We start from the raw sequence: 22,332 nt of genomic DNA, 5'->3' as shown, positions 1-22,332 counted from the left end.
CCGCGGGGTCAGGCCGGGTCGCCCGACGTGCCGGCGAAGATCGGAAGTTCGGTGTCCGAGTCGGTCAGCGAGGTGCGGAGGAAGGACTCCGCTGCCCCGGCGGCCACGAGGCCCATCCCCGCTCCCGCCAGGTACGCCGCCGTACGCGCCCGGGAGCGGCCGCGCAGGCGCGAGGCGGCGGCCGCCGCGGCGCCGAGCGCGGCCGCCGTGCCGCCGCAGCGGCTGAGGACCCCGGTCAACGCCAGGGAGCCGACTGCCTCTTCGACGTGTCCGCGCAGGCCGAGCCGGGAGTCGGCGCGGTAGCTCGCGGGCTTGTCGTAGGTGACGGCCTCGATGCCCAGGCCGAGCGCGGCGAGTACGGAGCCGACGTTGCCCTTGGTGAAGCGCAGCCTGGCCACCCGGTGCGCGGCGTCCCTGCGCATCACGAAGAAGGAACTCGCGCCGTGCGGGATGGGGTTGCGGCTCAGCCGGGTCTGCACGAAGTAGAAGACGGCCTGCCCGGCGAGCAGCCGCACCGGGTCCTTGCGGCGGCGCGTGGAGGTGGTGCCGAAGACGGCAGCGGTGTAAGGGCCCGCGCTCTCCAGCGCGTCGGCCAGCCGGGGCACCAGCTCCGGCGGGGTCTGCAGGTCGGCGTCCAGCACGGCGACCATCCGGCCGCGCGCGGCCAGCAGCGCGGCCTTGCTGGAGGCGGGCTGGCCGCAGTTGGGGCGGAGCTGCACCCAGCGGAAGCGGTCGTGGGTGTCCTGGAGTCCGGCGAGCAGCTCCGGTGTGCGGTCGCTGCTGCCGTCGTCCACGGCGAGCACCTCGTAGCTGCGCCCGGACTCCGCGCCGGCCTTGAGCACCCGGGTCACGGCCTCGTGCACGATGCCCTCTTCGTTGTACATGGGGAGGGCGAAGGTCAGGTCCACCTCGTCCGTCTCCCCGGCGCCGGGTGTCCCGGCTGCTGCGGTGCCGACTGCGGTCACAGGGGCCTCCCGTGGTCGGTGCCGGGGCGCCCGGGTGCTTCGGGCGCCCGCTGGAACTGCATGGTCATCTGCGCGGTGGGCGCGAACGGCAGCCGCGCGTAGTCCAGCGCCGCGAACAACGCGGTGAGCGGCTCGTAGGTCCAGTGCCGGTAGGCGGGGCGCTCCGGGGTGATGCGGATCAGGCGCCGGTCGTGCAGCCAGGCCATGACGCTCAGCGCCCACTGCGGCGCGCCCTGGGTGTAGGAACTGGCGCGGGTGCGCAGTCCGCAGCGCGCGCCCACGGTGGAGAGGCCCTCACGGGTGAAGAGCACGAAGTGGCGTGGGCAGTGGAAACCGCCCCAGTTGCGGTGCCGGAAGACGCGGCAGTCCAGGGTGGCGGTGTTGGGCGTCTTGAGCAGCAGCACACCGCGGTCGGTGAGCAGTTCGCGCATCCGCCGCAGCACGAGCACGGGGTCGGGTACGTGCTCGATGACGCTCATCGCCATGATCAGGTCGAACCTGGTGTCCGGGGCGAACTCCTCGACCGGCATGCAGTGGTACACGTGCCCCGCGCGTTCGGCGACGGGAGCGGCCGCGGCCTGCATGTCCACCTCGTGGGTCTCGGTGACCCGCGGGCAGACCCGGCGCGCGGTGGTGAGCGACCAGCCGGCGCCGCCGCCCACGTCCAGCACCCGCAGCCGGTCCCCCGGTATGTCCTTGAGGATCTTGCGCAGGGTCCGGCCGTCCAGCCGCTCCTTGATGCGCTCGGTGATCGCTGTGGAGCCCTCGATGCCCCCGTACGAGTAGTAGTTGGCCGGATAGATCTCCTCCAGGCGGTCAGCCGGCGGCTGGTCGAGGTAGACCGCCGTGCAGGCCCGGCAGCGTGCGTACCGGAACTCGCGGGGGCTGGTGAGGTACTCCTTGTCGAAGGCTCTGGCGAACAGCTCGGGCTCGGACACCCCGCACACGGGGCAGTCCATCAGCAGGTCACCCACGTCGTGCCACCACCATCATTCCCTTCAGTGCCGCCCCGTAGCCGGTGCGGCCGGATTCCATTTCTGCGGCCAGCGGAGTACGCGCGAAGAATTCCTCCATCTCGGAGAATCGGGTGTAGGAGATCGCCGGATCCCAGTGGTGCAGCAGGTGCTTGTTGAATCCGGCAGCGCCGAAGGTACGGGAGAGCGGGCCGTCGCCGAAAAGGCGGTTCACCGGGCCGTGCTCGGTCTCCGTGAAATCCACGGAACAGGGCGCGTCGGGCTGCCGGTGCTCGACCACGGTGCGCAGCAGCGCGCACAGCGGGAAAACACAGCCGGCGCCGATGATCCAGGAAAGCGCGACGGGCCACAACCCCGCCGTCGAGAATCCGCCGACGGTTCCCGCGTGCAGGACGACCGTACGCAGCGAGGCGCGCATTTCACGCCGGGCGCCGGAACGCGAGGGGCCCTTTTTGCCGGAGGTCTCATTTCTGCGGTCGCGCAGCAGGACTTGCAGCACGTGGATTCCGGTCATCCCCTTGAGGATGTTGGCCACGGAAAGACACAGGTAGTACGTCGTCTCGGTGTCCCCTGCACCGCCCAGGTGCGTGTGGTGGGCCATGTGCGTGCGCCGGTACTGCGCCGTGGTGGAGCCGAACGGCAGCCACACGCACCAGTCCCCCAGCCGGTCGTTGCGCCGTCGCCGCGGGGCGAGGTTGGTGTGTGCGGCCTCGTGTCCGAAGAGGAACAGCGCATGCATCCACCAGCCGGTCCAGGCTCCCGCCGGCACCGCGACGACCAGCGCGGGGACCGGGCCGAGACGCCCGGTGGCGAGCGCGGTGGCGGCGAGGCCGGCGGCCAGGGCCAGGTAGCACAGCCCGATGTCCCGCCACACCACCGCGTACCGGGGCGTGAGGGTCTTGCGGAAGTCCATCCATCTGGTCCCGTCCGAGGAGACCACGGACGGCAGGTGCGGGGACCCGGGGTTTCCTCTCCGGCTCTTTCTCTCGGTCATATCGGAATGCGACACATACACTCCTCTGACACGGATAAGCGCGCAGCACTGCCACCGCGGGGCAGTCCGTTACCGCGCGGATGAAACCCTTCTGGTGGCCGCCGGGGAAATCACACAGGGGCTCGAACGCATTCGCATGCGGGCCTCTGCGGGCATGCCTGAGGAAGGGGAGGAAGATAGGGAAATGACCTCGGACGCATTCCTGCGACTACGCCGCGGAGAGGGCTCCGCGGGGTGGCAGAGAATGCCGGTGCGACACGACTGTAGGAGATGTTCTCACGTCGTGCAATCCCCGGAAAGGATTCGCCAAGCGGCGGCCGCGTGAAATAGCATCGCGGCACATCCGACCGAGAAGGAGGAAAAGTGATTCGACCTGCACAGGAAAGCGATGTGCCACGCCTGAGGGACATCGAGCGCGCGGCCGGACTGGCGTTCGCGGACATCGACATGAAGGCGGTCGCGGACGACGAGCCGCCGTCCCGCGAGGTGCTCCTGGGCTACATGAACGGCGGCCGCGCCTGGGTGCACGCCGTGGAGGGCGAGCCGGCCGCGTACATCCTGGCGGACCTGATCGACGGGAACGCCCACGTCGAACAGGTCTCGGTGCACCCCGACTTCCGGGGGCGGCGCCTGGGGCACGAGCTGGTGGAGCACGTGGCGCAGTGGGCCGCTGCGCAGGGGCTGCCCGCGCTGACCCTGACCACCTTCAGGGACGTGGTGTGGAACGGGCCGTACTACGAGCGGTGCGGCTTTCGCTGGCTGACCGAGGAGGAGATCACGCCGGGGCTGCGCGAGCTGCGCAAGGCCGAGGCCGACCACGGTCTCGACCGCTGGCCGCGCGGCTGCATGCGGCGCGAACTCCCGGCGGCCTGAGAGCAGTCGGACACCGGATAAGCCGGCCTCCGTCGCGGGGGCCCCAGGGGCGGCCTCGCGGAGGGGCCGCCCCGTGCGGTCGCGGGGCGTGCGGTCGCGGAGTAAGCGGGAAGGCACCCGGGTTTCCGGGCGCGAGCAGAGCGGTGCAGGCACAACGGCTCCTCTCACCACCCGGGCGGGCACTCCGGGGCGGTGTCGGGATGGGAGTGGGGGAAGAGGTGGGGGACGGATCGGCGGCGAATTTCGGCCACGGCAAAACACGGGAACAGGCGCATCCGACGGGCACTCCGGACCGCGCGCGAACCCCACGCTGAAGCATACGAATTGATGTGAGGAAGTTCAACAGCAGGCAAAGTCCGCGCAAAGGGCGCGAACCTTCAATTCCTTGGTTGAAATCCGCAAACACACGGCAGCGCGCCGCCCGGCCACCGGCGACAGCCGCCTCGCGCGGGCGTGAACACCCCCTCCCCTCCTCCGAAGGCATGCGTCAGACATACGTCGCCGCAGGTCAGAGGAGCTCTCTGCGCCATCATGGATGCTGGAGGAGATCCCTGCCGGGCCCTCCGTCACGGGTGGTCACCCCGTGCGCGCACATGCTTCGGTCACATCATCGTGCTCGAGCACGCAGGCAATCATAGACACGTAACAGGTAAAGGTCCAGAACGCCCATGACCTGGCATCCGTCATTAACGAAATGCTTCCGCTTCCCTGTGCCAAAGACAGGGAAAAGCCGCTCGTGAGGGGCCTGCCACGGCTCCCGCACGGCGCTAGCCTCACAGGATGGACTGGCCTCGGATTCTCGGCTTCCTCGCCGCCGTCACGCCGCTGACCCTGCTCCCCGGCACCAGCTTCACGCTCGTGACGCAGCGGGTGGTCGCGGGGTCACGAGCCGACGGTGCGCGGGCCGCGCTCGGCTCGGCGTGCGGGCTCGCGGTCCATGCGGCGTTCGCGGCGGTCGGCCTGTCGGCGCTGGTCATGTCGTCGGCGCAGGCACTGACCGCGGTGAAGCTCGTCGGCGGCGCCTATCTCGTGTGGCTGGGCGCGAGCACCTGGCGCTCGGCCCGGCGCGAAGCTCCCTCCCGCGCGGAGCCCCGCGGCGAAGCGGAGCGGACACCGGGAGCCCGCCGGCAGGCGCGAGCGCGGCGGCCGCGGGTTCCGTGGGCGCGGCTCGGGGGCTTCGGCCAGGGCCTGTGGTCCAACGTGCTCAACCCGAAGGCGGGTTCGGTCTACCTCACCCTCGTACCGCAGTTCCTCACAGCGGGGCGCCCGCTCGCCCCGCAGATCGCGGCGCTCGCCCTCGCGCACATGCTGCTGGTGCTCGCGTGGCTGCTGTCCTGGACGCTGATGGTCGCCGCCGCGCGCACGGCGCTGGACACGCCGCGCCTCCGTGCGGGGTTGAGCCGCCTGGCGGGCGCGGTGCTGATCGGGCTGGGAATCCGTACGGCGGTGGCGAGTTGAGCGGTGGCGAGTTGAGCGGCGGCGGGCGCCGGCCGGCGGGGCGCGCCGTGCGGCCGGGGCGCTAGAAGCCGGAGCGCGCCGTGCGGCGGTGGTGCAGTTCCGCGTTGAACTGGGCGCCGGCCAGCAGCGCGAGGTTCGACAGCCACAGCCAGACCAGGAAGACGACCACGCCGGCGAGCGATCCGTACAGTCGGTGGTACGTGCCCACGTGCGCGGCGTAGAAGGCGAAGCCGCCGCAGGTGATCAGCCACAGGACCACGGCGAGCACCCCGCCGGGCAGCCGGTGCCGCAGCCCGCCGACCGGGGGTCCCGTGCGGAAGACGACCAGGACCAGCACCGACACCAGGAGCAGCAGCACGGGCCAGCGCAGCGTCTGCCACATGCGCGCCGCCACCGCGTCCATGCCGGCCATGTGGCCCACGGCGCGTGCCAGTTCCCCGGAGATCATCAGCACGCACACGCTGCCCATCAGCAGGAGCAGCAGCGTCGTCGCGGTGAGCACGATGCGCGGGATCTTGCGGCGCACCGGGCGGGTGTCGGGTACCCGGTGCATGGAGTGCAGGGCGCGGCGGAAGACGGCCAGGTAGCTGGAGGAGGACCACAGGGCCCAGATCGTGCCGAGCACGGCGAGCAGCCACGCGTCCGTGCGCTGCCCGGCCATCGCGCGCAGCGCCCCGCCCAGCGGATCCCGTGAGGTCTCCGGGAGGACGGTGGTGATGGCGTGGATGAGCTGGGCCGTGGTCGCGGGACCGGCGATGCCCACGAGCGAGAGGGTCACCAGGAGCGTGGGGAAGAGCGCGAGCACCGCGTAGTAGGTCAGCGCCGCGGCCCAGTCGGTGACGTCGTCGTTCCAGATGGACGCGGGGACGCGGCACAGGGCGCGGCCCATCTCGCCGATCCGCAACCGGCCCCGCGTACGGACCGAGCCGCCCTCCTGCCCCTCCTCGGCGTGCCTCGCCCCGGAGTCCCGCGTCGCGTGCTCACCCGACACATCGGCTCCGGTGCGCGGCGGCACGCGGTTCCGGCGTGCGCCCGCGGCGATGCGCCTGCGTGGTCATGTCCCCCGCCTTCAGCCGTGCGTACGTACTCCTCAAGGCTACGCACGGCGATCAGGCGCCCGGCTTCCGGCACCCGGAAACCCGGCGGCGCGGGCGACACGGACGAGTGCTCACAGATGCGGCGCGGGGTCGGGCGCCGTCGCCCAGGCCACCACGCGGTCCCGGTCGGCGTGCAGCGCGCTGTGGAACAGCTCCGCGTACTCCGCCTCGCCGATCCGTACGCGCGCGCTCTCCCTGCCCCGTTCGCGCAGCGGTGCCACCTCGGGCGTGCCGCGCTGCGGGTGGCCGACGATCTCCCAGTGCTGGGCGCCCGCGCCGTAGGCCAGCGCGGCGTGCCGCGGCCTGCCGCTCTCCGCCCAGGCGGCGGCCAGCAGTTCCAGGCCCAGCGCGATGCCGAACCTGTCGCCGATGCGGCGCTTGGCGGCGAGCATGTCCCGCGCGTGGGCGGCGGCCTCCTCGTACCGGTGCTCGAAGAGGGCGATCAGCGCCAGTTGGTAGTCGGTGTACGCGCGCGTCCAGCAGTCCCCCACGCGCACGCACTTGCGGCGCAGCACGTCGGCCTCGAGACGCGCCTCCTTCAGCCGGCCCGCGCCGGTCAGCGCGAAGACCCGCACCAGGCGGCAGAGCAGCACGCCGAAACCGGGCTCGGGGTGGTCGGCCGTGCTGCGCAGCGCGCCCTCAGCCGCGGTCAGCGCCTCCAGCGGGCGGCCGGTCAGCAGCGCGGCGAGCCCTTCCAGGTAGGCGGCCTGGCGCAGGCCCTCGCTGTCGCCGGTCCGTGCGGCCGACTCGCGGCTGAGCGCGGCGAGTTCGCGGCCCGCCGCGTGGTCGCCCTGGAGTACGTGGGCCACGCCGAGCGACCACAGGCCCCGGGTGCGGCACGGGCCTGGGCGGTCGGTGGAGGCCAGCGCGAGTTCCAGGTAGTGGCCGGTCTCGTGCAGGTGGCCGCAGCAGACCCAGAAGAAGGCCACGTTCCCCGCGAGTTCCAGGGCCTGTTCGGGGTGGGTGACCAGCAGGCGCCGGAGCGCGGCGTGCACGTCGTGGTACAGCTCCTCCATCCGCCGGTACCAGGAGGCCTGGGCCGCGCCGAACCACTGGGTGCGCGCCCGGCGCGACAGCTCCACCACCGCCGAGGCGTGCCGGGCCTCGACGTACTCCTCCTCGCCCAGCTCGCGCAGCCACATCGCCCCGTACTCGCGGATGCTGTCCAGCAGCCGGTAGCGCCCGCCCTCGCGTGTCACGACCGACTTGTCGACAAGTCCCCGCAGGCAGGTACGGAGTTCGCGCGGACTCAACGGGCCGCCGGAGCAGACCTGTTCGGCGATCCCGGCGTCGAAGGCGCGGGGGAAGACGGCCAGCCGCGCCCACAGCAGCCGCTCGGCCGGACGGCACAGCTCGTGGCTCCAGCCGACGGCGGTGCGGACGGCGGTGTGCCGCGCGGGGCGGTCGGGGGCGGCGGGTGCGCCGTCGGTGCTGGGCGTCGCCCCGGGTGCCGCGGGCTCGGACAGGTCGAGGGGGTGCTGCGCACGCCGTACGGTCTGGTCGAGGGTGTGGTGGCGTAGCTGCGCCGCGGCGAGTTCCAGCGCGAGCGGTACGCCGTCGAGGCGCGCGCACAACAGGGCGGCACCGCGCCGCTCCCCCGCGTCCCGCAGCGGCGCACCGGCCCCCGCCGCGCGCTGCTCGAACAGCGTCAGCGCCTCGGTGGCCGCGGCCAGCGGAGGCACCCGCAGCACCGTCTCGCCCTCGGCGCCCAGCGGTTCGCGGCTGGTGGCCAGCACCCTCAGCCGGGGGCAGGCGGAGAGCAGCCGCGCGAGGAGCTGCCGGCACTGCGGGATCAGGTGCTCGCAGGAGTCCAGCACCAGGAGCACGGGCCGGTCGGCGACCCAGGCGCACAGTGCCTCCGCCGGGGAGCGCGCGGTGTGGTCGGCGAGCCCCAGCGCGTCGGCGAGCACGGCGGCGAGCAGCCCGTCGTCCTGCACCGGCCACAGATCGGCCCAGCTCGCGAACTCCGCGAGGTCGGCGGGCTCGGGCGGCTCGGTGGGCTCGGGCGGCTCGGCGGGGGCGCCGGCGGGTGCCGCAGTCTCCGCCGGCTGCGGTGTCCGCTCCGGCTCGACGGGCCCTGGCGTCCGCGCGGGCTCGGCGGCCGTGCCGGTGGTCACCGCGCGCAGGGCCAGCCGCGACTTGCCGACGCCGGCCGCCCCGACGAGGGTGACCAGCCGCGCTTCGCCGAGCGCCGCGTGCAGCCGCGCGAGCTCGGCCGACCTGCCGACGAAGGATGTCGTCTCCCGCGGAATGTTCCTGCGCATGCCCCGGTCTCACCTCACCCTGCGTCCGGCCGTACCCAACGCCAATCCCACCGCGAGGAGTTGGGCTGTTCCACCGGATGCTTGCGAAAGGCGGCGACGCGCCGCAAGCGATCCCGGAAGCTGCCACTCCTGCGAGCGGAAGCGGGGGCGCGCGGCCCGGCCGGGCCGGGTCAGGGGCGCCGCAGCCATCCGGAGACCGCGTGCCCGATCGCGAGGTAGAGCACCGCGGGCAGCCCGTAGCTCAGCAGGAGCCGCATGCCGTCGTTGTCCATGGTGAAGAGGGAGCGGGACCACCAGCCGAGCCCCTCGGCCGCGTAACGCGCCCCCTCCACGCAGGGGTTGGCCCTGTCGGCGCCGAGCGAATACAGCACGATCCACAACGCCAGGCATCCCGCGGCCAGATCCGCGAACGCCTGCACGGCGAGGGCCGCGCGCCGCGCGCCGGCTCCCTCCGCACGCTCCGTCTGCCCTGTTCCCTCTGGTTCGTCATCCTTCACACGGCCCCCATCCGCCCAGACGGAACGCTGTGTGCGCCCGCTCTCCCTCTGCGTCACGGGCGCGGCCGGGCGTTACGCACGCCTCCGACCTGCCGAAAGCGCCGGGCAGCACGCCGGGCGGCACAGAGAACCCGGACAGCACGAAGGCCGGGGACGCCCACCCCCCACAGGGGACGCCCCCGGCCACATGACGTGCCACCGACACGCCACATCCTCCTCAGCGACACGACCGGGCAGAGCGTTACCCGTACGGGCCGAGGGGTGGGGCGCGCCGGAACGCTCAGGACTCCTCGGCCCCGACCTCGGCGTCCTCCGCCTCCGCCGTGCCCTCGCCCTTCGCCGAGCCTTCGCCCTTGGCCGAGCTCTCGCCCTTGGCCGTCTTCTCCGTGCCCTCCGTCGTCCTCGCGGCATCCGCCTCCCGGGCGGCCGCCGCCTTCCTGCGCCGGTACGCGAGGGCGCCGCCCAGCGCGAGGAGCAGGACGGCGACGGCGGCCGAGCCGAGCGCGACGTGCTCGGCGAACAGCTTCACCAGCACCTCCAGCGTGCCGACGCCGACGGTCGCGTACAGCAGGGCCCAGGCCGCGCCGCCCACGAACAGCGCGGGCAGATAGCGCGAGAGCGGCATCCGCAGGGTCCCGGCCAGGAAGTTCGCGGCGGTCTGGAAGCCGACGGTCAGGAAGGAGACGGCGACGACCGGCGCGCCCCAGCGCTGGATCGCCCGCTCCAGGCGCTGGAACCTGGGGGAGGTCATCCGCTCGGCGAGGCGGCTGCGCCGGACGCCCGCGCCGGCCAGCCAGCCGACGGCGAAGGTGCCGCCCGCGCGCAGCAGGATGATGACGTACAGCCCGGCGGCCGTGAGCGCGACCTTATCCACGGCGCCTCACCGCTCCCCCGCCACGGGCCGCCGCGACGGGTACGCGGCCGAGTCCGGTCTCCATGCCTCACCTGCATCCGCTGCCGGGCCCGTCCCCGGGGCGGGCCGACTCCGTTTCCGTGACGGAGCGCCGCCACGTCCGTGTCCGTACGGGCAGGGCACCTCGGCGGGACCGCCCGTACCGGCCAGGTTATGCGAACGTCCGTATCGCGCGGTGACCAGCCCCGGCCCCGGGCGCCCGGCGCCGGGTCCGGGCGCAGGGGGGAGGCTCCGGTCACCGGACGTCCGTGATGCGGTGCGACGTAGGATCGTTGCCTGGTTTCCCGGCCGACCGGAAAGGCGTGAGAGGCTCGATGCCCGAGCAGGAACTTACTAATAAATCGGTCCTCAAGGGGGCAATGCTCCTGCGGGAACTCGCGCGGCACGATTCCGGGGCCACCGTGACGGAACTGGCCGGCGCCGTCGGCCTTTCCCGGCCCACCGCCTTCCGCATCCTCAACAGCCTGGAACAGACCGGATTCGTCGACCGCACGGACGCGAAATACTCATTGGGCTGGGAGTTCTCCCGGCTCGCCCGGCGCGCAGATCCGTACGGGCGTCTGGTGGTCCGCATCCAGCCGATCCTCGACGAACTCGCGGAGACAGCGCAGGAGACGGTCACCCTCTCGGTGCCCACACCCGGCGGCGACCTCGACCTGATAGCGGCGGCCAAGGGTTCCCACGTCGTGGGGGTGTCGGTGAGTTCGCTGATCGGTCAGCGCTGGGCTCTGCACGCCAGTTCCACGGGAAAGATCCTGCTCGCTGACATGACGCCCGAGCAACTGCGGGAGCAGCTCCCCGAAACGCTGGAGCGCTTCACCCCGGACACCATCACCGACCGCAAGGCGCTGTTCAAGGAGCTCCAAGAGGTACGCGAGCAGGAATACTCCATCCTCGACAACGAGTTGGAGGAGGGGCTGCTCTCGCTTTCCCGGCCCATTCGCGATTCCGCGGGTTCCCTGGTGGCCATCCTCACCGTGGACGCGCCGCGTTACCGGTTCGGCAGGGACAGAATCCCCGCCACGCTCCAGCAGATGCAGGCCACCACGGAAAAGCTCATGCGGCTGATGTGGCCGGGGTGGGAAGAGCAGTGAGCGGTGCCCCGCGGGCCGTGACCCGGACAGCGGCTCAGGCCGCGGCGGCCGGAGCGCGGTAGCCGCCCAGCCGCCCCTTGTGGAAGACCAGGGGTTCGCCTGGCCCCGCGGCCATGCGCCGCACCCGGGCGATGACGATCACGTGGTCACCGCCGTCGAGTTCGTGCTCCCACCCGCAGTCGATCCAGGCCACGGCGCCGGCGATGCGCGGCGCGCCCTCCGGCGACCCGTGCCACTCCACTCCGGCGAACTTGTCGCCCGACTTACGCGACAGCGCCCGGCACACATGGTCCTGCCCCTCCGCCAGCACGCTGGCGCTGAACCCCGCGCCGGTGCGGATCCTGGGCCAGCTCCCCGAGGTCCGCGCGACGCTGAACGCGACGAGCGGCGGGTCCAGCGACAGGGACTGGAAGGTGCCGACGATCATCCCGGCGGGCGCCCCCGTGGCCGCCTCGGCGCCGGCCACCGCCACCACTCCGGTGGGCAGATGGGACATGACGTGCCGGAAGTCCGACGGGTCGATGTGAGAGAGCTGGGCGGATTGCTGCGGTGCCTGCTGTGCGGCGGCGACGGTCCTCATGAGAGAGCTCCCCTCGAAGTCGTACGGCATGAAGCGAAGTCGGGCGCGCGGCGCGGCACTCGGGCTCAGCCCCCCTTGGCGATGTCGCGGGACACCCGCAGCCCGCGCTCGATCGCGCCGTCCACGAAGCCGCCCCACAGGTCGGCGTTGTCGCTGCTGGCGAAGTGCAGCACCCCCTCGCTGCGCTGCATCCCGCGCAGGTAGGAGGTGAGCTGCCCCGGCCGGTGCATCATCCACGTCTCGCCCGCGTACGGATCGGCCATCCAGTCGTGCCCGGTCACCTCCAGCACCTCCAGGTCGTCCCGCCACACGCGCAGCGCCTCCCGGACGGCTGCCGTGTCGTGCGGGCCGATGCGGGTGTGGTCGGCGCCGAAGGAGACCAGCACGGCGTCGCGCGTACCGGCGTACTCGGTGCGGACCACGGACAGCGGGTGGTGGGCCGAGGAGTAGGCGAAGAAGGGGCGGACCGGGCCGCGTACGCGGATCCAGATCTTCACGCCCCGGGAGGCGGTCTTCTCCTTCGCGGCCGCCCGCTTCTCCTCGCACAGCGGCGGCGAGACCTCGATGCTGTCCAGCAGGTTCTGCGGCAGCGTGACGACGACGGCGTCCGCGGTGATCGCCGTGCCGTCTCCGAGGCGTACGAGGGCCTGCCGTTCGCCGTGCTCGACGGCGCGTACGGGGCTGCCGGTACGGATGTCGGCGCGGGCGTTCGCGGCGATCGCGGACACCAGGGCGCGGGTGCCGGCGGTGAGGCGGAAGACCGCCGACGCCTCGTGCATCAGATGCCAGTGCCCGGCGGCCGCGGCGGTCCAGCGCAGCGCGCCGGAGAAGCCGCCCTCGGTGAGCGGCGCGTTGAAGTGGCCGACCCAGGCGGCCTCGTTGGCGTGGTACTCCTCGGGCGGCAGCCGCAGCGCATCGAGCCTGTCCTGCACGCTCCAGGCGTCGGCGGCGGCCAACTCCGGGTTGCCCGCGGGGTCGTCGGGCCGCGGGATCCACTCCGTCGTGCCCTCCAGCATCCGCCGCATGCCCGGGTCGATGAGGTCCATGAACTCCTGCAGCGAGCCCTTGCGCACCTCGCCGCCCGCGAGCCAGTACGCCTCCTCGGGCCGCGGACCGCGGGTCACCTTCAGCCCGTAGCGGGTGACCTCGGACCACACGTGCGGCTGCGTCCAGTGCAGCCATGTGCCGCCCAACTCCAGGTCGCGGCCCAGGCGGCGGTCGGTCCACACCCTGCCGCCGAGCCGGTCGCGCGCCTCCAGCAGCACCACTCTGCGGCCCGTCGCGCCCAGTTCCCGCGCGGCGATCAGACCCGCCACTCCGCCGCCGACGATGACGACGTCAGCATGTTCGGCCATTGCGCTCGCTCCTCGTCTCTTCCGGGTCCCCCGGCGGTATCCCGGCGGGTGTCAGTGGGAAGCGGCGGCGGGGACCTGCTCGGCAGGTCCCGTCCCCGGATCGCGTACGAGGTCCGACCCCGCCCTCGCGCGCAGCTCCTCGCGCACCCGGCTCGCGGGGTGGTCGTCGAGGGTGCGGCGCCGGCCCGCGCCGTAGAAGGTCTCGCGCAGGGTGGCGGCGCCCTCGTCGTACTCCTCGCGCGCCAGGCCCCTGCGGCGCAGTTCGGGCAGGGCGAGTTCGATGAAGTCCTCCCAACTGCCGGGCTTGGTCCCATAGCTGAGGTTGAAGCCGTCGACCCCGGCCACGTCCCGCCACCTGCGCAGCTCGGCGGCCACCGTCGCCGGCGACCCGACGACCACCGCGCCGGTGCCGCCCACGCCGATGAACTCGGCGATCTGCCGGACGGTCCACGTACGCGAGGGGTCGGCCCTGGAGAACATCTCGACCATCGAGCGCGAGCCGTCCACCTCCACGTATTCCAGCGGGGTGTCCGGGTCGACGCCGCTGAGGTCGATGCCGGTCCAGCCGGCGAAGCGGGCCAGCGCGCCCTCGTAACTGACGTTGCGCACGTACCGCTCGCACTTCTCCTGCGCCTGCGCGTCGGTCGCCGCGACGACGACCGTGAGCAGGGCGAGGACCTTCACGCCGCGCGGGTCGCGCCCGGCCTCGGCGACCGCGGCGCGGATCCTCTCCACGCCGCGCCGGGTCGTCTCCGGGGTCATGGTGTTCACGAACACCGCCTCGGCGTTGCGCGCGGCGAACGTCAGGCCCCGCGAGGACGCGCCGGCCTGGAAGAGCATCGGGGTGCGCTGCGGCGAGGGCTCGCACAGGTGCATGCCGGGGACGTCGAAGTAGGTGCCGCGGTGTGCGATGCCGTGCACCCGGCGCGGATCGACATAGGCGGCGGCCGCCGCGTCCCTGATCACCGCGTCGTCCTGCCAGGAGCCCTCCCACAGCTTGTAGCAGACCTCCACGTACTCATCCGCCAGGTCATAGCGCCTGTCGTGCGGGATCTGGGCGCCGAGCCCGAGGTTGCGCGCGGCCGACTCGTTGTAGGAGGTCACGATGTTCCAGCCGACGCGGCCCGCCGTGAGGTGGTCCAGGGTGCTGAACTTCCGCGCCAGCGCGTACGGCTGCTCGTACGTCAGCGAGGCGGTGACGCCGAAGCCCAGGTGCCGGGTGGCGGCGGCCATCGCGGAGATCGCCAACGAGGGCTCGTTGATGGGGAATTGGGCGGCATCGCGCAGGGCGGCGTCGGGCGAGCCGCCGTACACGTCGTGGTAGCCGACCGTGTCGGCGAAGAAGATGCCGTCGAAGCGGGCTTCCTCCAGCATGCGGGCCGTGCCGGTCCAGTACGACAGGTCCGTGTAGCGCGGCCCCTCATCGAGGGCGTCCCGCCAGGAGCCCGCGGTCAGATGCCCCGGGGCGCACACGTCGAAGGCGAAGAACTTCAGGGGCTGGTTGCTCATGCTGCCCTCCTGATCAGAGTGGCGCTGTGCGGTGATCCAGGCTGCGTTCACCTAGCGAACGTAACGTTCATATTCAGAGCGCCTTGAGGGCATGTCAAGGGGTCACCATTCGGCACTCCTCCGTGGCGGCAAACCGCCCAATTACCCACTCAGCACCCACTCTTGACGGCCTCGCACCCCGTCCGTAGCTTGACTGGCTCCCGCTCATTGAACGTGCCGTTCTCATAGTGAACGGCACCGGAGGGAGAGTGCCGAATGCCGTCGCAGCTCAGCGGTGTGCTCACCGCCCTGCCCACCCCGTTCACGCGGGACGGGACGATCGACACGCACACGCTCGACCGGGTCGTCGACCGCGCCCTCGACGGCGGGGTCGACGGCCTCGTCGTGTGCGGATCCACGGGCGAGTTCGCCGCCATGACCGCGGCGGAGCGCCGCCTCGCCGTCGAGACCGTCGTCGAACGGGCGGCGGGCCGCGTCCCGGTCGTCGCGCAGACCGGCGCGGTGAGCACGACCGAGGCCATCGGCCTCTCACGCCACGCGCAGGACGCCGGGGCCTCGGTGCTGATGCTGGTCACGCCGTACTACGAACCGCTCACCGAGGACGAGACCCTGCACTACCTGCGCACCGTCGCGGACAAGGTCGACATCCCGGTGATGCTCTACAACCTGCCCAGCGCCACCGGGGTCAGCCTGGCGCCCGACACGGTGGGCCGGCTCGCGCGCGAGGTCGAGAACATCCAGTACATCAAGGACACCAGAGCCGACATGTCGCAGGTGCGCCAACTCATCCACCACCACGGCGACGCCGTCTCCACCTTCGGCGGCTGGGACACCCTGATGCTGGCCACCCTCACCGAGGGCGCCGCCGGCATGGTGGCGGGCAGCGCCAACCTGATACCCGCCGAACTCGTGTCGATCCAGCGCGCGTTGAGCGCGGGCGAGCTGGAGCGGGCGCGCCGCGAGTGGTCCCGCGTCTATCCCCTGCTGGACACCCTGATGTCCGTCCCCTTCATCCCCGCGGTCAAGTCCGTACTCACCGCCCTCGGCCTGCCCATGGGCGGTCCGCGCAAGCCGCTGCTCGACCTCGATCCGGCGACGGCGGAGAAGGTCACCTCGCAGGCGCGCGAGGTGCTGTCGGGGACGCCGGAGCCACTGGCCGTCGCCTCGACTTCCCCCGCGGCATGCTCGGTTCGCCGCCGCTCCGCGGGCGCGCGCCCGCTGTTCGCCGAGGCGGACCTGCCCCCGGCCCGGCACTTCATCGACGGGCGGTACGCCGACTCCTCCTCGGCGCAGGTGCTCGACGTGGTCGATCCCTGTACGGAGAAGGTCCTGTGCCACGCGCCCGACGGCACGGCGGCCGACGTGGACCGCGCGGTCACGGCGGCGAAGGCCGCCAAGGAGGCGTGGGCCAAGCGCACCCCCAAGGACCGCTCCGACCTGCTGCACGCTGTCGCCGACCGGGTCGCCGAGCACGCCGGGCTGCTCGCCGGACTGGAATCGGCGAACACCGGCAAGCCGCTGGACGTCTCGCGCGACGACCTCGCCGGGACCGTCGACACGTTCCGCTTCATGGCCGGCGCCGTCCGCGCGACCACGTCCATGGCCGGCGGCGACTACTTCGAGGACCACCTGTCGGTCATCCAGCGCGAACCACTCGGCGTGGTGGGTGTGGTCACGCCCTGGAACTACCCGCTGATGATGGCCGCCTGGAAGATCGCCCCGATCCTCGCCGCCGGCAACACGCTCGTCCTCAAGCCCTCCGAGCAGACCCCGGTGACCACCCTGAAGTTCGCCGAGCTCGTCGCCGACCTGCTGCCGCCCGGGGTGCTGAACATCGTCACGGGACGCGGCGACGTGGTCGGCGCGCGGCTGTCCTCGCACCCCGACATCGACATGATCGCGCTGACCGGTTCGGTGCCCAGCGGCCGCGCCGTGGCGCGCGCCGCCGCCGAGGACCTCAAGCGCGTACACCTCGAGCTGGGCGGCAAGGCCCCGGTTCTGGTCTTCGAGGACGCCGACCTGGCGGCGGCGGCCGGGGCGCTGCGGGTGGCCGGCTACTGGAACTCGGGCCAGGAGTGCGGCGCCGGCTGCCGCGTACTGGTCCACGAGTCAGTTGCCGAGCGCTTCACCGAGCACCTGGTGCGCGAGGTCGGCACGCTGGTCGCCGGTGAACCCGGCGCCGACGGCGTGGAGCTGGGCCCCGTCGTCTCCAAGGCGCATTACGAGCGCGTGCTCGGCCACCTGGAACGGGCACGCCGCGCGGGCGCCCGGGCCGCACTGGGCGGCGGAGCGCTCGACGGGCCCGGCTACTTCGTGGCCCCGACCGTGCTCACCGGGGTGCCGGAGGGCGCGGAGATCACCCGCGAGGAGGTGTTCGGCCCGGTCGTCACCGTGGAGACCTTCCGCGACGAGGAGGAGGCGGTCCGCCGCGCCAACGCGGTGCCGTACGGCCTCTCGGCCTCGGTGTGGACGGAGGACGCCCGCCGTTCGCACGCCGTTCCCGCGCGCATCGACGCCGGCACGGTCTGGGTGAACGCGCACCTGGTGCTCGCCAACGAGGTCCCCTGGGGCGGCTTCAAGGGCTCGGGCTACGGCCGCGACCTGTCCCTCTACGCCCTGGACGACTACTCCCGTACGAAGCACGTGATGCACAACCACGCCCGCTGAGATCCCGTACGCCGCGAGGGGAGGCGCGAGGGGTGAGGGGCAGTCGCGTACTCCCCTCGCCCCGCCCCGGGGCCGGCCGGGCCACGGCAGGGCCCACGCGGCCGTCGGCAGTCCCCTCCCCCCCCCGGCAGCCCCTGGCCGTCACCCCGCCGCGGCCCCGGCGCCGCCGTCCCCACTCGTGGAGCTCCGGCCCGTGCCGCAGCATGGTGGGGCACGGCGTAGTCGTACGCGGGACAGGGCACAGGTCAGGCACAGGGCGTGCTCGTACGCAGGGCCTTCGGCACCGCTGCGGAGGGAGCTGGAGGATGGTCGACAACGGTTCGCCTCCAGCGGAGGGAGCGGACGGGGCGGAGGGCGCTGATCCGCCCGGGCCGCCCGTGCCGCCCGGCGGCCTGCTCGACCTGCTGAGCGTGTCCGCCGTGGTGCTGGACTCGGACGGGCGGATCGTGTTCTGGAGCCCGCAGGCCAACGACGTGTTCGGTTACACCGCCGAGGAGGCGCTGGGCCGCCCCGCGGCAACGCTGCTCGTGCACGAGGAACACCGCGCGCTGGTCAGGCGCCTGTTCGACGAGATGATGGCCAGCGAACGGGGCTGGGCCGGCGCCTTCCCCGTACGGCACAAGGACGGCAGCACGCGGCTGGTGGAGTTCCGCAACATGCGGCTGCTGGACGACCTCGGCGACGTCTACGCGCTGGGCATCGCGGCCGACCGCGCCACCCTCCAGCGCGTGGAGACCAAGCTGGCGCTCACCGAGCACCTCGTCTCGCAGGAGCCCATCGGCGTCGCGCTGCTCGACACCGAGCTGCGCTATCTGATGGTCAACCCCGCGCTGGAGCGGATCAACGGCGTACCGGCTGCCGACCACCTCGGCCGCCGCCCGCACGAGGTGCTGCACCACCTCGACACCGACGCGATCGAGGCCACCCTGCGCGAGGTGCTGGCCACCGGTGAGCCGCAGATGGACCTGCACCACGTGGGCCGCACCGAGGCCGACCCGGACAACGAGCACGCCTGGTCGGTCTCCTTCTACCGCATCGAGGGCGCGGGCGGGCAGGTCATCGGCGTGGCCAACTCGGTCATGGACGTCACCGAGCGGCACCGCGCCACCGCAGAGGCCGAGCGCGCGCGCCGCCGCCTCTCACTCATAGCCGACGCCTCCGCACGGGTCGGCACGACGCTCGAAGTACGGCGCACCGCACGGGAGTTGGCGGAGGTCGCGGTGCCCGGTCTGGCGGACGTCACGACGGTGGACGTGCTGGACGCGGTGCTGGCCTGCCGCCGCTTCCCGCGCCGCGCGGAGGGGCCGGAGATCTTCCGGGCGCTCGCGGTGGCCGCCGCGCGCCCCACGGAGGTCACCTCGGCGGTCGACCCGGTGGGCGAGGTCGCCGCGTACAGCACGGACCGCCTGATCACCCAGTGCGTCCGTACGGGCCGCCCTGTCCTCGTACCGCATACCGGCGAGGACGATCTGCGGCACATCGCCCGCGACACGGAGGCGGCCGGAGCCCTCGCGCGCGCCGGGGTGCACTCCTATCTCGCCGTACCGCTGATCGCGCACGGCGAGGTGCTGGGCGCCTTCGGACTGCTGCGCTCCGGCAACGCGCTGCCCTTCGACGAGGACGACGCGCTGCTCGCGGGGGAGCTCGCCGCGCGCGCCGCCGTGGCCATCGACAACGCGCGCTGGCACGAGAGCGTCTCGAACGCGGCCGAGACCCTCCAGCGCAGCCTGCTGCCCTCCCCGCCGCCGCACCTCACGGGGCTGCGGGTCGCCTCGCTCTACCAGCCGGCGCAGGCGACCAGCGAGGTCGGCGGGGACTGGTACGACGTCATCCCGCTCACCGAGGACAAGACCGCGCTGGTGGTCGGCGACGTGATGGGCAACGGCATCGCGGCGGCGGCGACCATGGGGCGGCTGCGCACCGCCACCCGCGCGTACGCGGACCTCGACCTGCCGCCCGAGGAGGTGCTGCGGCACCTCGACAGGATCACCCGCGGCCTGGACGACTACATCGCGACGGGCCTGTACGCGGTGTACGACCCGCGCGGCGGGCGGTGCCGGATCGCCAACGCGGGCCATCTGCCGCCCGTGCTGCTGCGCCGCGGCCGGTCGCCCGCGCTCCTGGAGATGCCGCCGGCCGCGCCGCTCGGCGTCGGCGGCGTGGACTTCCGCACCGTCGCCTTCGACTTCGTACCCGGCGACCGCCTCGTCCTCTACACCGACGGCCTGGTCGAGACCCGCCAACACTCCATCGACGAGCGCCTCGACACGCTGCTGCACGCCCTGGACTGCCCGCAGCGCCCCTTGGAGACCACCTGCCAGCACCTCCTCCACACCCTGCGCGAGCCGGACGACCACGACGACGTCGCGCTGCTGGTGGCGGAGGCACAGGAGTTGGGCGTCGAGTTGGGCGTGGAGCTGCCCGGGGCTTAGCCCGTGTGCTCCTGTCTTCCGCGTCGCGGTTCGCTGCGTTCCGCGTCTCGGTTGGCGCAGCATCTCCCGTCCCGCGCGGGCCCGTTGAGGGTCGGGATCCGCGCGTGGGCAGCCGCCGCCGCGTTGTCAGAGCCTCCGCGTAGGGTTCTGAGGAACCGCAGCCGAGGACGGAGCACAGCACATGACCGGGACAGATGCGTTGGCGCAGCCCTTCGACGAGGCGTTCGCCGCGGCGCCGTACGAGGTGTACGGAAGGCTGCGCGAGGAGGCCCCGGTGCACCGCGTCGCGCTGCCCGACGGCTCACCGGTGTGGCTCGTGATGCGCGACGAGGACGTGCGCGCGGGCCTGGCGGACCCCAGGCTCTCGGTCAACAAGGCGCACTCCGCGACGGGTTACCGCGGCTTCTCCCTGCCGCCCGCGCTCGACGCGAACCTGCTCAACATCGACCACGAGGACCACATACGCCTCCGCCGCCTGGTCTCCCAGGGCTTCACGCCCCGCCACACCGAGAAGCTGCGCGCCAGGACGGAGGAGGTCGCGGAGGGCCTGGCCGACCGGCTGGCCGAGGAGTTCGCGCGGAGCGAGCGGGGTGGGCGGGCCGAGTGGGATGAGCAGGGTGAGAGGGGTGAGCCGGGCGCGGGGCGGTCCGTCGACCTCGTGGCGGAGTACGCGACCCCGCTCCCCCTCACCGTGATCGGCGACCTCTTCGCCGTGCCCGAGGCCGACCGCCGGCCCTTCGCCGGGTGGGTGCGCGCCATGCTCGCGATGGAGAGCGCCGCGCAGGTCGGCGAGGCGATCCAGCAGATGCACGGCTTCCTGCGGAATCTGGTGCGGGAGCGCAGGCAGTCCCCAGGCGACGACCTGCTCTCCGACCTGATCGCCGCGCGCGACGCGGAGGACCGGCTCACCGAGGACGAGCTCTGCTCGCTCGCCTTCCTCCTCCTCGGCGCCGGGATCGAGAACGTCCAGCACGTCATCGGCTCCGGCCTGCTCACCCTGCTCGACCACCCGGAGCAGCGCGCCGAACTCGCCGCCGACCCCGGGTTGCTGCCCGGCGCCGTGGAGGAGCTGCTGCGCTGCACCCACCCCAACCTCGCCGCGATACGCCGCTTCCCCACCGAGCCGGTGGACTTCGGCGGCGTACGGATTCCCGCGGGCGACACCGTGCTGCTGTGCCTCGCCTCCGCCAATCGGGACCCCGCGCGCCACGCCGACCCCGAGCGCTTCGACATCCACCGCGGCGACCCGACGCATCTCGCGCTGGGCCAGGGCATGCACTACTGCCTGGGCGCCCCGCTGGCCCGCATGGAGATAGGCATCGCGGTGGAGACCCTGCTGCGCCGCTTCCCCACCCTGCATCTCGCGGTGCCGGCAGGGGAGTTGGAGTGGCAGACCACGTTCCGCTCCCGGGGCCTGCGGAGCCTGCCCGTACGCCGCTGAGCCCCTCCCGCATCTCTCCACCTCTTCCGCCCCGCCCCTCAACCACCCATATACAGACGGGACATCGGCAGGTGGAATGGGCGCCTCACGATGCGGCTGCCGGGCACACGCACACCCCTCGCGTGCGCCCGGCAGCCACCCCCCACCACCATCGGAGCGCGCATGAGACACACAGGCACCGCCCTGGCAAGAGTCCCGGCGGTCGTGGCAGGGGCGTTCGGCCTGGTCCTGGCTCTGCCGGGCATCGCCCTCGCCGACCCGCCGCAGGCGCTGCCCGCGAAGGCGAGCGACCTGGAGAACACGTTCGAGCCCTCCTACGACTACGACACCGACGGCTGCTACGCCACGCCCGCCATCGGCCCGGACGGCACCGTCGCCCCCGGCCTCAAGCTCGGCGGCGACGTGAACGGCAACTGCCGCGACGCCTCCGACCTGGACAACGTCAACGTCTACTCCCGCAGCAAGTGCAACAACGACTGGTGCGCGGTCGTCTACGCCTCGTACTTCGAGAAGGACCAGGTCTCGCTCGGCCCGGGCAGCGCCGGGCACACCCACGACTGGGAGCACATCGTGGTCTGGGTACACGACGACAAGGCGGAGTACGTCTCCACGTCCCGGCACGGCGGGTTCGACGTGCACAAGAAGTCCGACCTGCCCTTCGAGGACTCCCACCCGAAGGTCGTCTACCACAAGGACGGCGGCAGCACCCACGCCTTCCGCGCCGCCAAGAACGACGGCGGCGACGAGCCCCCCGAGAACCACAAGGGCACCTGGCAACGCCCCGCCCTCATCGGCTGGGACGGCTGCCCCGACACCCTCCGCGACAAGCTGACCAGCGCAGACTTCGGCTCAGCGACCCTGGGCATCAAGGACGACACCTTCACCAAACACCTGACAGACGCAAAGCCGGACGGAATCCCCTTCGACCCGGCGGCATGAACAACGACGGCCCCGCGCACGCGAGGAAGCGTGGGCGGGGCCGTCGCGTGGAACAGGCGCTCACCGCGGCAAGTTGTCCGCCGTCTGCTGCAGGGAACCGAACGCGTCGGTCAGGGCCGCTGTTTCGTGGGCCACCGTGTTGGCCGGGCCCTGGGGGGAGGCCGTCACGGTCGGGATGTCGTCGGCGGCTGCCGCGCAGGCGCCGGTCAGGGCGGCTGCGACGGTGGCCGCCGCTGTCGCGAGGGTGGTCAAGATGTTGCGGATGCGCACGTTTCTCTCC

Annotated in this window: 17 protein-coding genes and 1 pseudogene; 7 read left to right on the top strand and 11 right to left on the bottom strand. The window is 72.6% G+C overall.

Translation table 11 applies throughout. The features are described from left to right. Positions 1 to 8: 8 nt before the first annotated feature. The 3 genes from ABEE00_RS28945 to ABEE00_RS28935 are packed head-to-tail and all read right to left on the bottom strand — an operon-like array spanning position 9 to position 2,933. On the bottom strand, positions 9 to 965 hold the full coding sequence (locus ABEE00_RS28945; protein WP_345748673.1) for a glycosyltransferase: 957 nt from the start codon (positions 963 to 965) through the stop codon (positions 9 to 11). Further along, positions 962 to 1,939, bottom strand: coding sequence for a class I SAM-dependent methyltransferase (locus tag ABEE00_RS28940; protein ID WP_345748672.1), 978 nt, complete (start codon positions 1,937 to 1,939; stop codon positions 962 to 964). The genes ABEE00_RS28945 and ABEE00_RS28940 overlap by 4 nt, the downstream gene beginning before the upstream one ends. Further along, entirely contained in the window at positions 1,932 to 2,933 is a 1,002-nt protein-coding gene (locus tag ABEE00_RS28935; RefSeq protein WP_345748671.1) for a fatty acid desaturase, read from the bottom strand. The genes ABEE00_RS28940 and ABEE00_RS28935 overlap by 8 nt, the downstream gene beginning before the upstream one ends. 390 nt (positions 2,934 to 3,323) lie before the next feature. Here ABEE00_RS28935 and ABEE00_RS28930 point away from each other — a divergent pair, with 390 nt between their 5' ends. Together ABEE00_RS28930 and ABEE00_RS28925 are read left to right on the top strand one after the other, a co-directional pair. Further along, positions 3,324 to 3,806: a GNAT family N-acetyltransferase gene (locus tag ABEE00_RS28930; protein WP_345748670.1), complete on the top strand. Its 483-nt coding sequence runs from the start codon at positions 3,324 to 3,326 to the stop codon at positions 3,804 to 3,806. Between the two features lie 780 nt (positions 3,807 to 4,586). Further along, positions 4,587 to 5,264, top strand: coding sequence for a LysE family translocator (locus tag ABEE00_RS28925; protein ID WP_345748669.1), 678 nt, complete (start codon positions 4,587 to 4,589; stop codon positions 5,262 to 5,264). A gap of 61 nt (positions 5,265 to 5,325) precedes the next feature. Here ABEE00_RS28925 and ABEE00_RS28920 read toward each other — a convergent pair whose 3' ends face one another. From ABEE00_RS28920 to ABEE00_RS28905, 4 genes and pseudogenes are all read right to left on the bottom strand, one after another. Further along, positions 5,326 to 6,255: a YihY/virulence factor BrkB family protein gene (locus ABEE00_RS28920; RefSeq protein ID WP_345748668.1), complete on the bottom strand. Its 930-nt coding sequence runs from the start codon at positions 6,253 to 6,255 to the stop codon at positions 5,326 to 5,328. A 177-nt stretch (positions 6,256 to 6,432) separates the two neighbouring features. Beyond that, positions 6,433 to 8,625, bottom strand: coding sequence for an ATP-binding protein (locus ABEE00_RS28915; RefSeq protein WP_345748667.1), 2,193 nt, complete (start codon positions 8,623 to 8,625; stop codon positions 6,433 to 6,435). Positions 8,626 to 8,795: 170 nt separating this feature from the next. After that, complete coding sequence (locus tag ABEE00_RS28910) at positions 8,796 to 9,122, bottom strand: hypothetical protein (RefSeq protein ID WP_345748666.1); 327 nt, start codon at positions 9,120 to 9,122, stop codon at positions 8,796 to 8,798. A 427-nt stretch (positions 9,123 to 9,549) separates the two neighbouring features. Next, a pseudogene (locus ABEE00_RS28905) lies at positions 9,550 to 9,996 on the bottom strand (DedA family protein); the annotation flags it as partial. Positions 9,997 to 10,349: 353 nt separating this feature from the next. Here ABEE00_RS28905 and ABEE00_RS28900 point away from each other — a divergent pair. Then, positions 10,350 to 11,129: an IclR family transcriptional regulator gene (locus tag ABEE00_RS28900; RefSeq protein ID WP_345748665.1), complete on the top strand. Its 780-nt coding sequence runs from the start codon at positions 10,350 to 10,352 to the stop codon at positions 11,127 to 11,129. A 34-nt stretch (positions 11,130 to 11,163) separates the two neighbouring features. Here the strand turns inward: ABEE00_RS28900 and ABEE00_RS28895 are convergent, their stop codons facing one another. From ABEE00_RS28895 to ABEE00_RS28885, 3 genes are all read right to left on the bottom strand, one after another. Beyond that, on the bottom strand, positions 11,164 to 11,709 hold the full coding sequence (locus ABEE00_RS28895) for a flavin reductase family protein (RefSeq protein WP_345748664.1): 546 nt from the start codon (positions 11,707 to 11,709) through the stop codon (positions 11,164 to 11,166). A gap of 65 nt (positions 11,710 to 11,774) precedes the next feature. Then, on the bottom strand, positions 11,775 to 13,064 hold the full coding sequence (locus ABEE00_RS28890; RefSeq protein WP_345748663.1) for a flavin monoamine oxidase family protein: 1,290 nt from the start codon (positions 13,062 to 13,064) through the stop codon (positions 11,775 to 11,777). 51 nt (positions 13,065 to 13,115) lie between these two features. Then, positions 13,116 to 14,573 carry an LLM class flavin-dependent oxidoreductase gene (locus ABEE00_RS28885; RefSeq protein WP_345748662.1) on the bottom strand — a complete coding sequence of 486 codons (1,458 nt, stop codon included), beginning with the start codon at positions 14,571 to 14,573 and terminating at the stop codon, positions 13,116 to 13,118. Between the two features lie 255 nt (positions 14,574 to 14,828). On the opposite strand from ABEE00_RS28885, the gene ABEE00_RS28880 reads away from it, so the two are divergent. The 4 genes from ABEE00_RS28880 (at position 14,829) to ABEE00_RS28865 (ending at position 22,052) form a co-directional block, all read left to right on the top strand. After that, a complete protein-coding gene (locus ABEE00_RS28880) occupies positions 14,829 to 17,240 on the top strand; it encodes an aminobutyraldehyde dehydrogenase (RefSeq protein WP_345748661.1) in 2,412 nt (803 codons plus the stop codon). Between the two features lie 305 nt (positions 17,241 to 17,545). Then, positions 17,546 to 19,672, top strand: a complete 2,127-nt coding sequence (locus tag ABEE00_RS28875) for a SpoIIE family protein phosphatase (protein ID WP_345748660.1) — start codon at positions 17,546 to 17,548, stop codon at positions 19,670 to 19,672. 181 nt (positions 19,673 to 19,853) lie between these two features. Beyond that, the gene (locus ABEE00_RS28870; RefSeq protein ID WP_345748659.1) at positions 19,854 to 21,113 is read left to right on the top strand and encodes a cytochrome P450 family protein; all 1,260 of its coding nucleotides are present in this window, start codon (positions 19,854 to 19,856) and stop codon (positions 21,111 to 21,113) included. A gap of 162 nt (positions 21,114 to 21,275) precedes the next feature. Then, the gene (locus ABEE00_RS28865) at positions 21,276 to 22,052 is read left to right on the top strand and encodes an NPP1 family protein (protein ID WP_345748658.1); all 777 of its coding nucleotides are present in this window, start codon (positions 21,276 to 21,278) and stop codon (positions 22,050 to 22,052) included. Positions 22,053 to 22,112: 60 nt separating this feature from the next. On the opposite strand, the gene ABEE00_RS28860 is transcribed toward ABEE00_RS28865, so the two are convergent. After that, positions 22,113 to 22,322, bottom strand: coding sequence for a hypothetical protein (locus ABEE00_RS28860; protein ID WP_345748657.1), 210 nt, complete (start codon positions 22,320 to 22,322; stop codon positions 22,113 to 22,115). Between the last annotated feature and the right edge of the window lie 10 nt (positions 22,323 to 22,332).

Source organism: Streptomyces odontomachicola (genome assembly GCF_039605595.1).
In the GTDB taxonomy this organism is placed as follows: domain Bacteria; phylum Actinomycetota; class Actinomycetes; order Streptomycetales; family Streptomycetaceae; genus Streptomyces.
The sequence above is the reverse complement of the archived record's forward strand: the minus strand, read 5'-3'. Positions and strand labels throughout refer to the sequence as shown.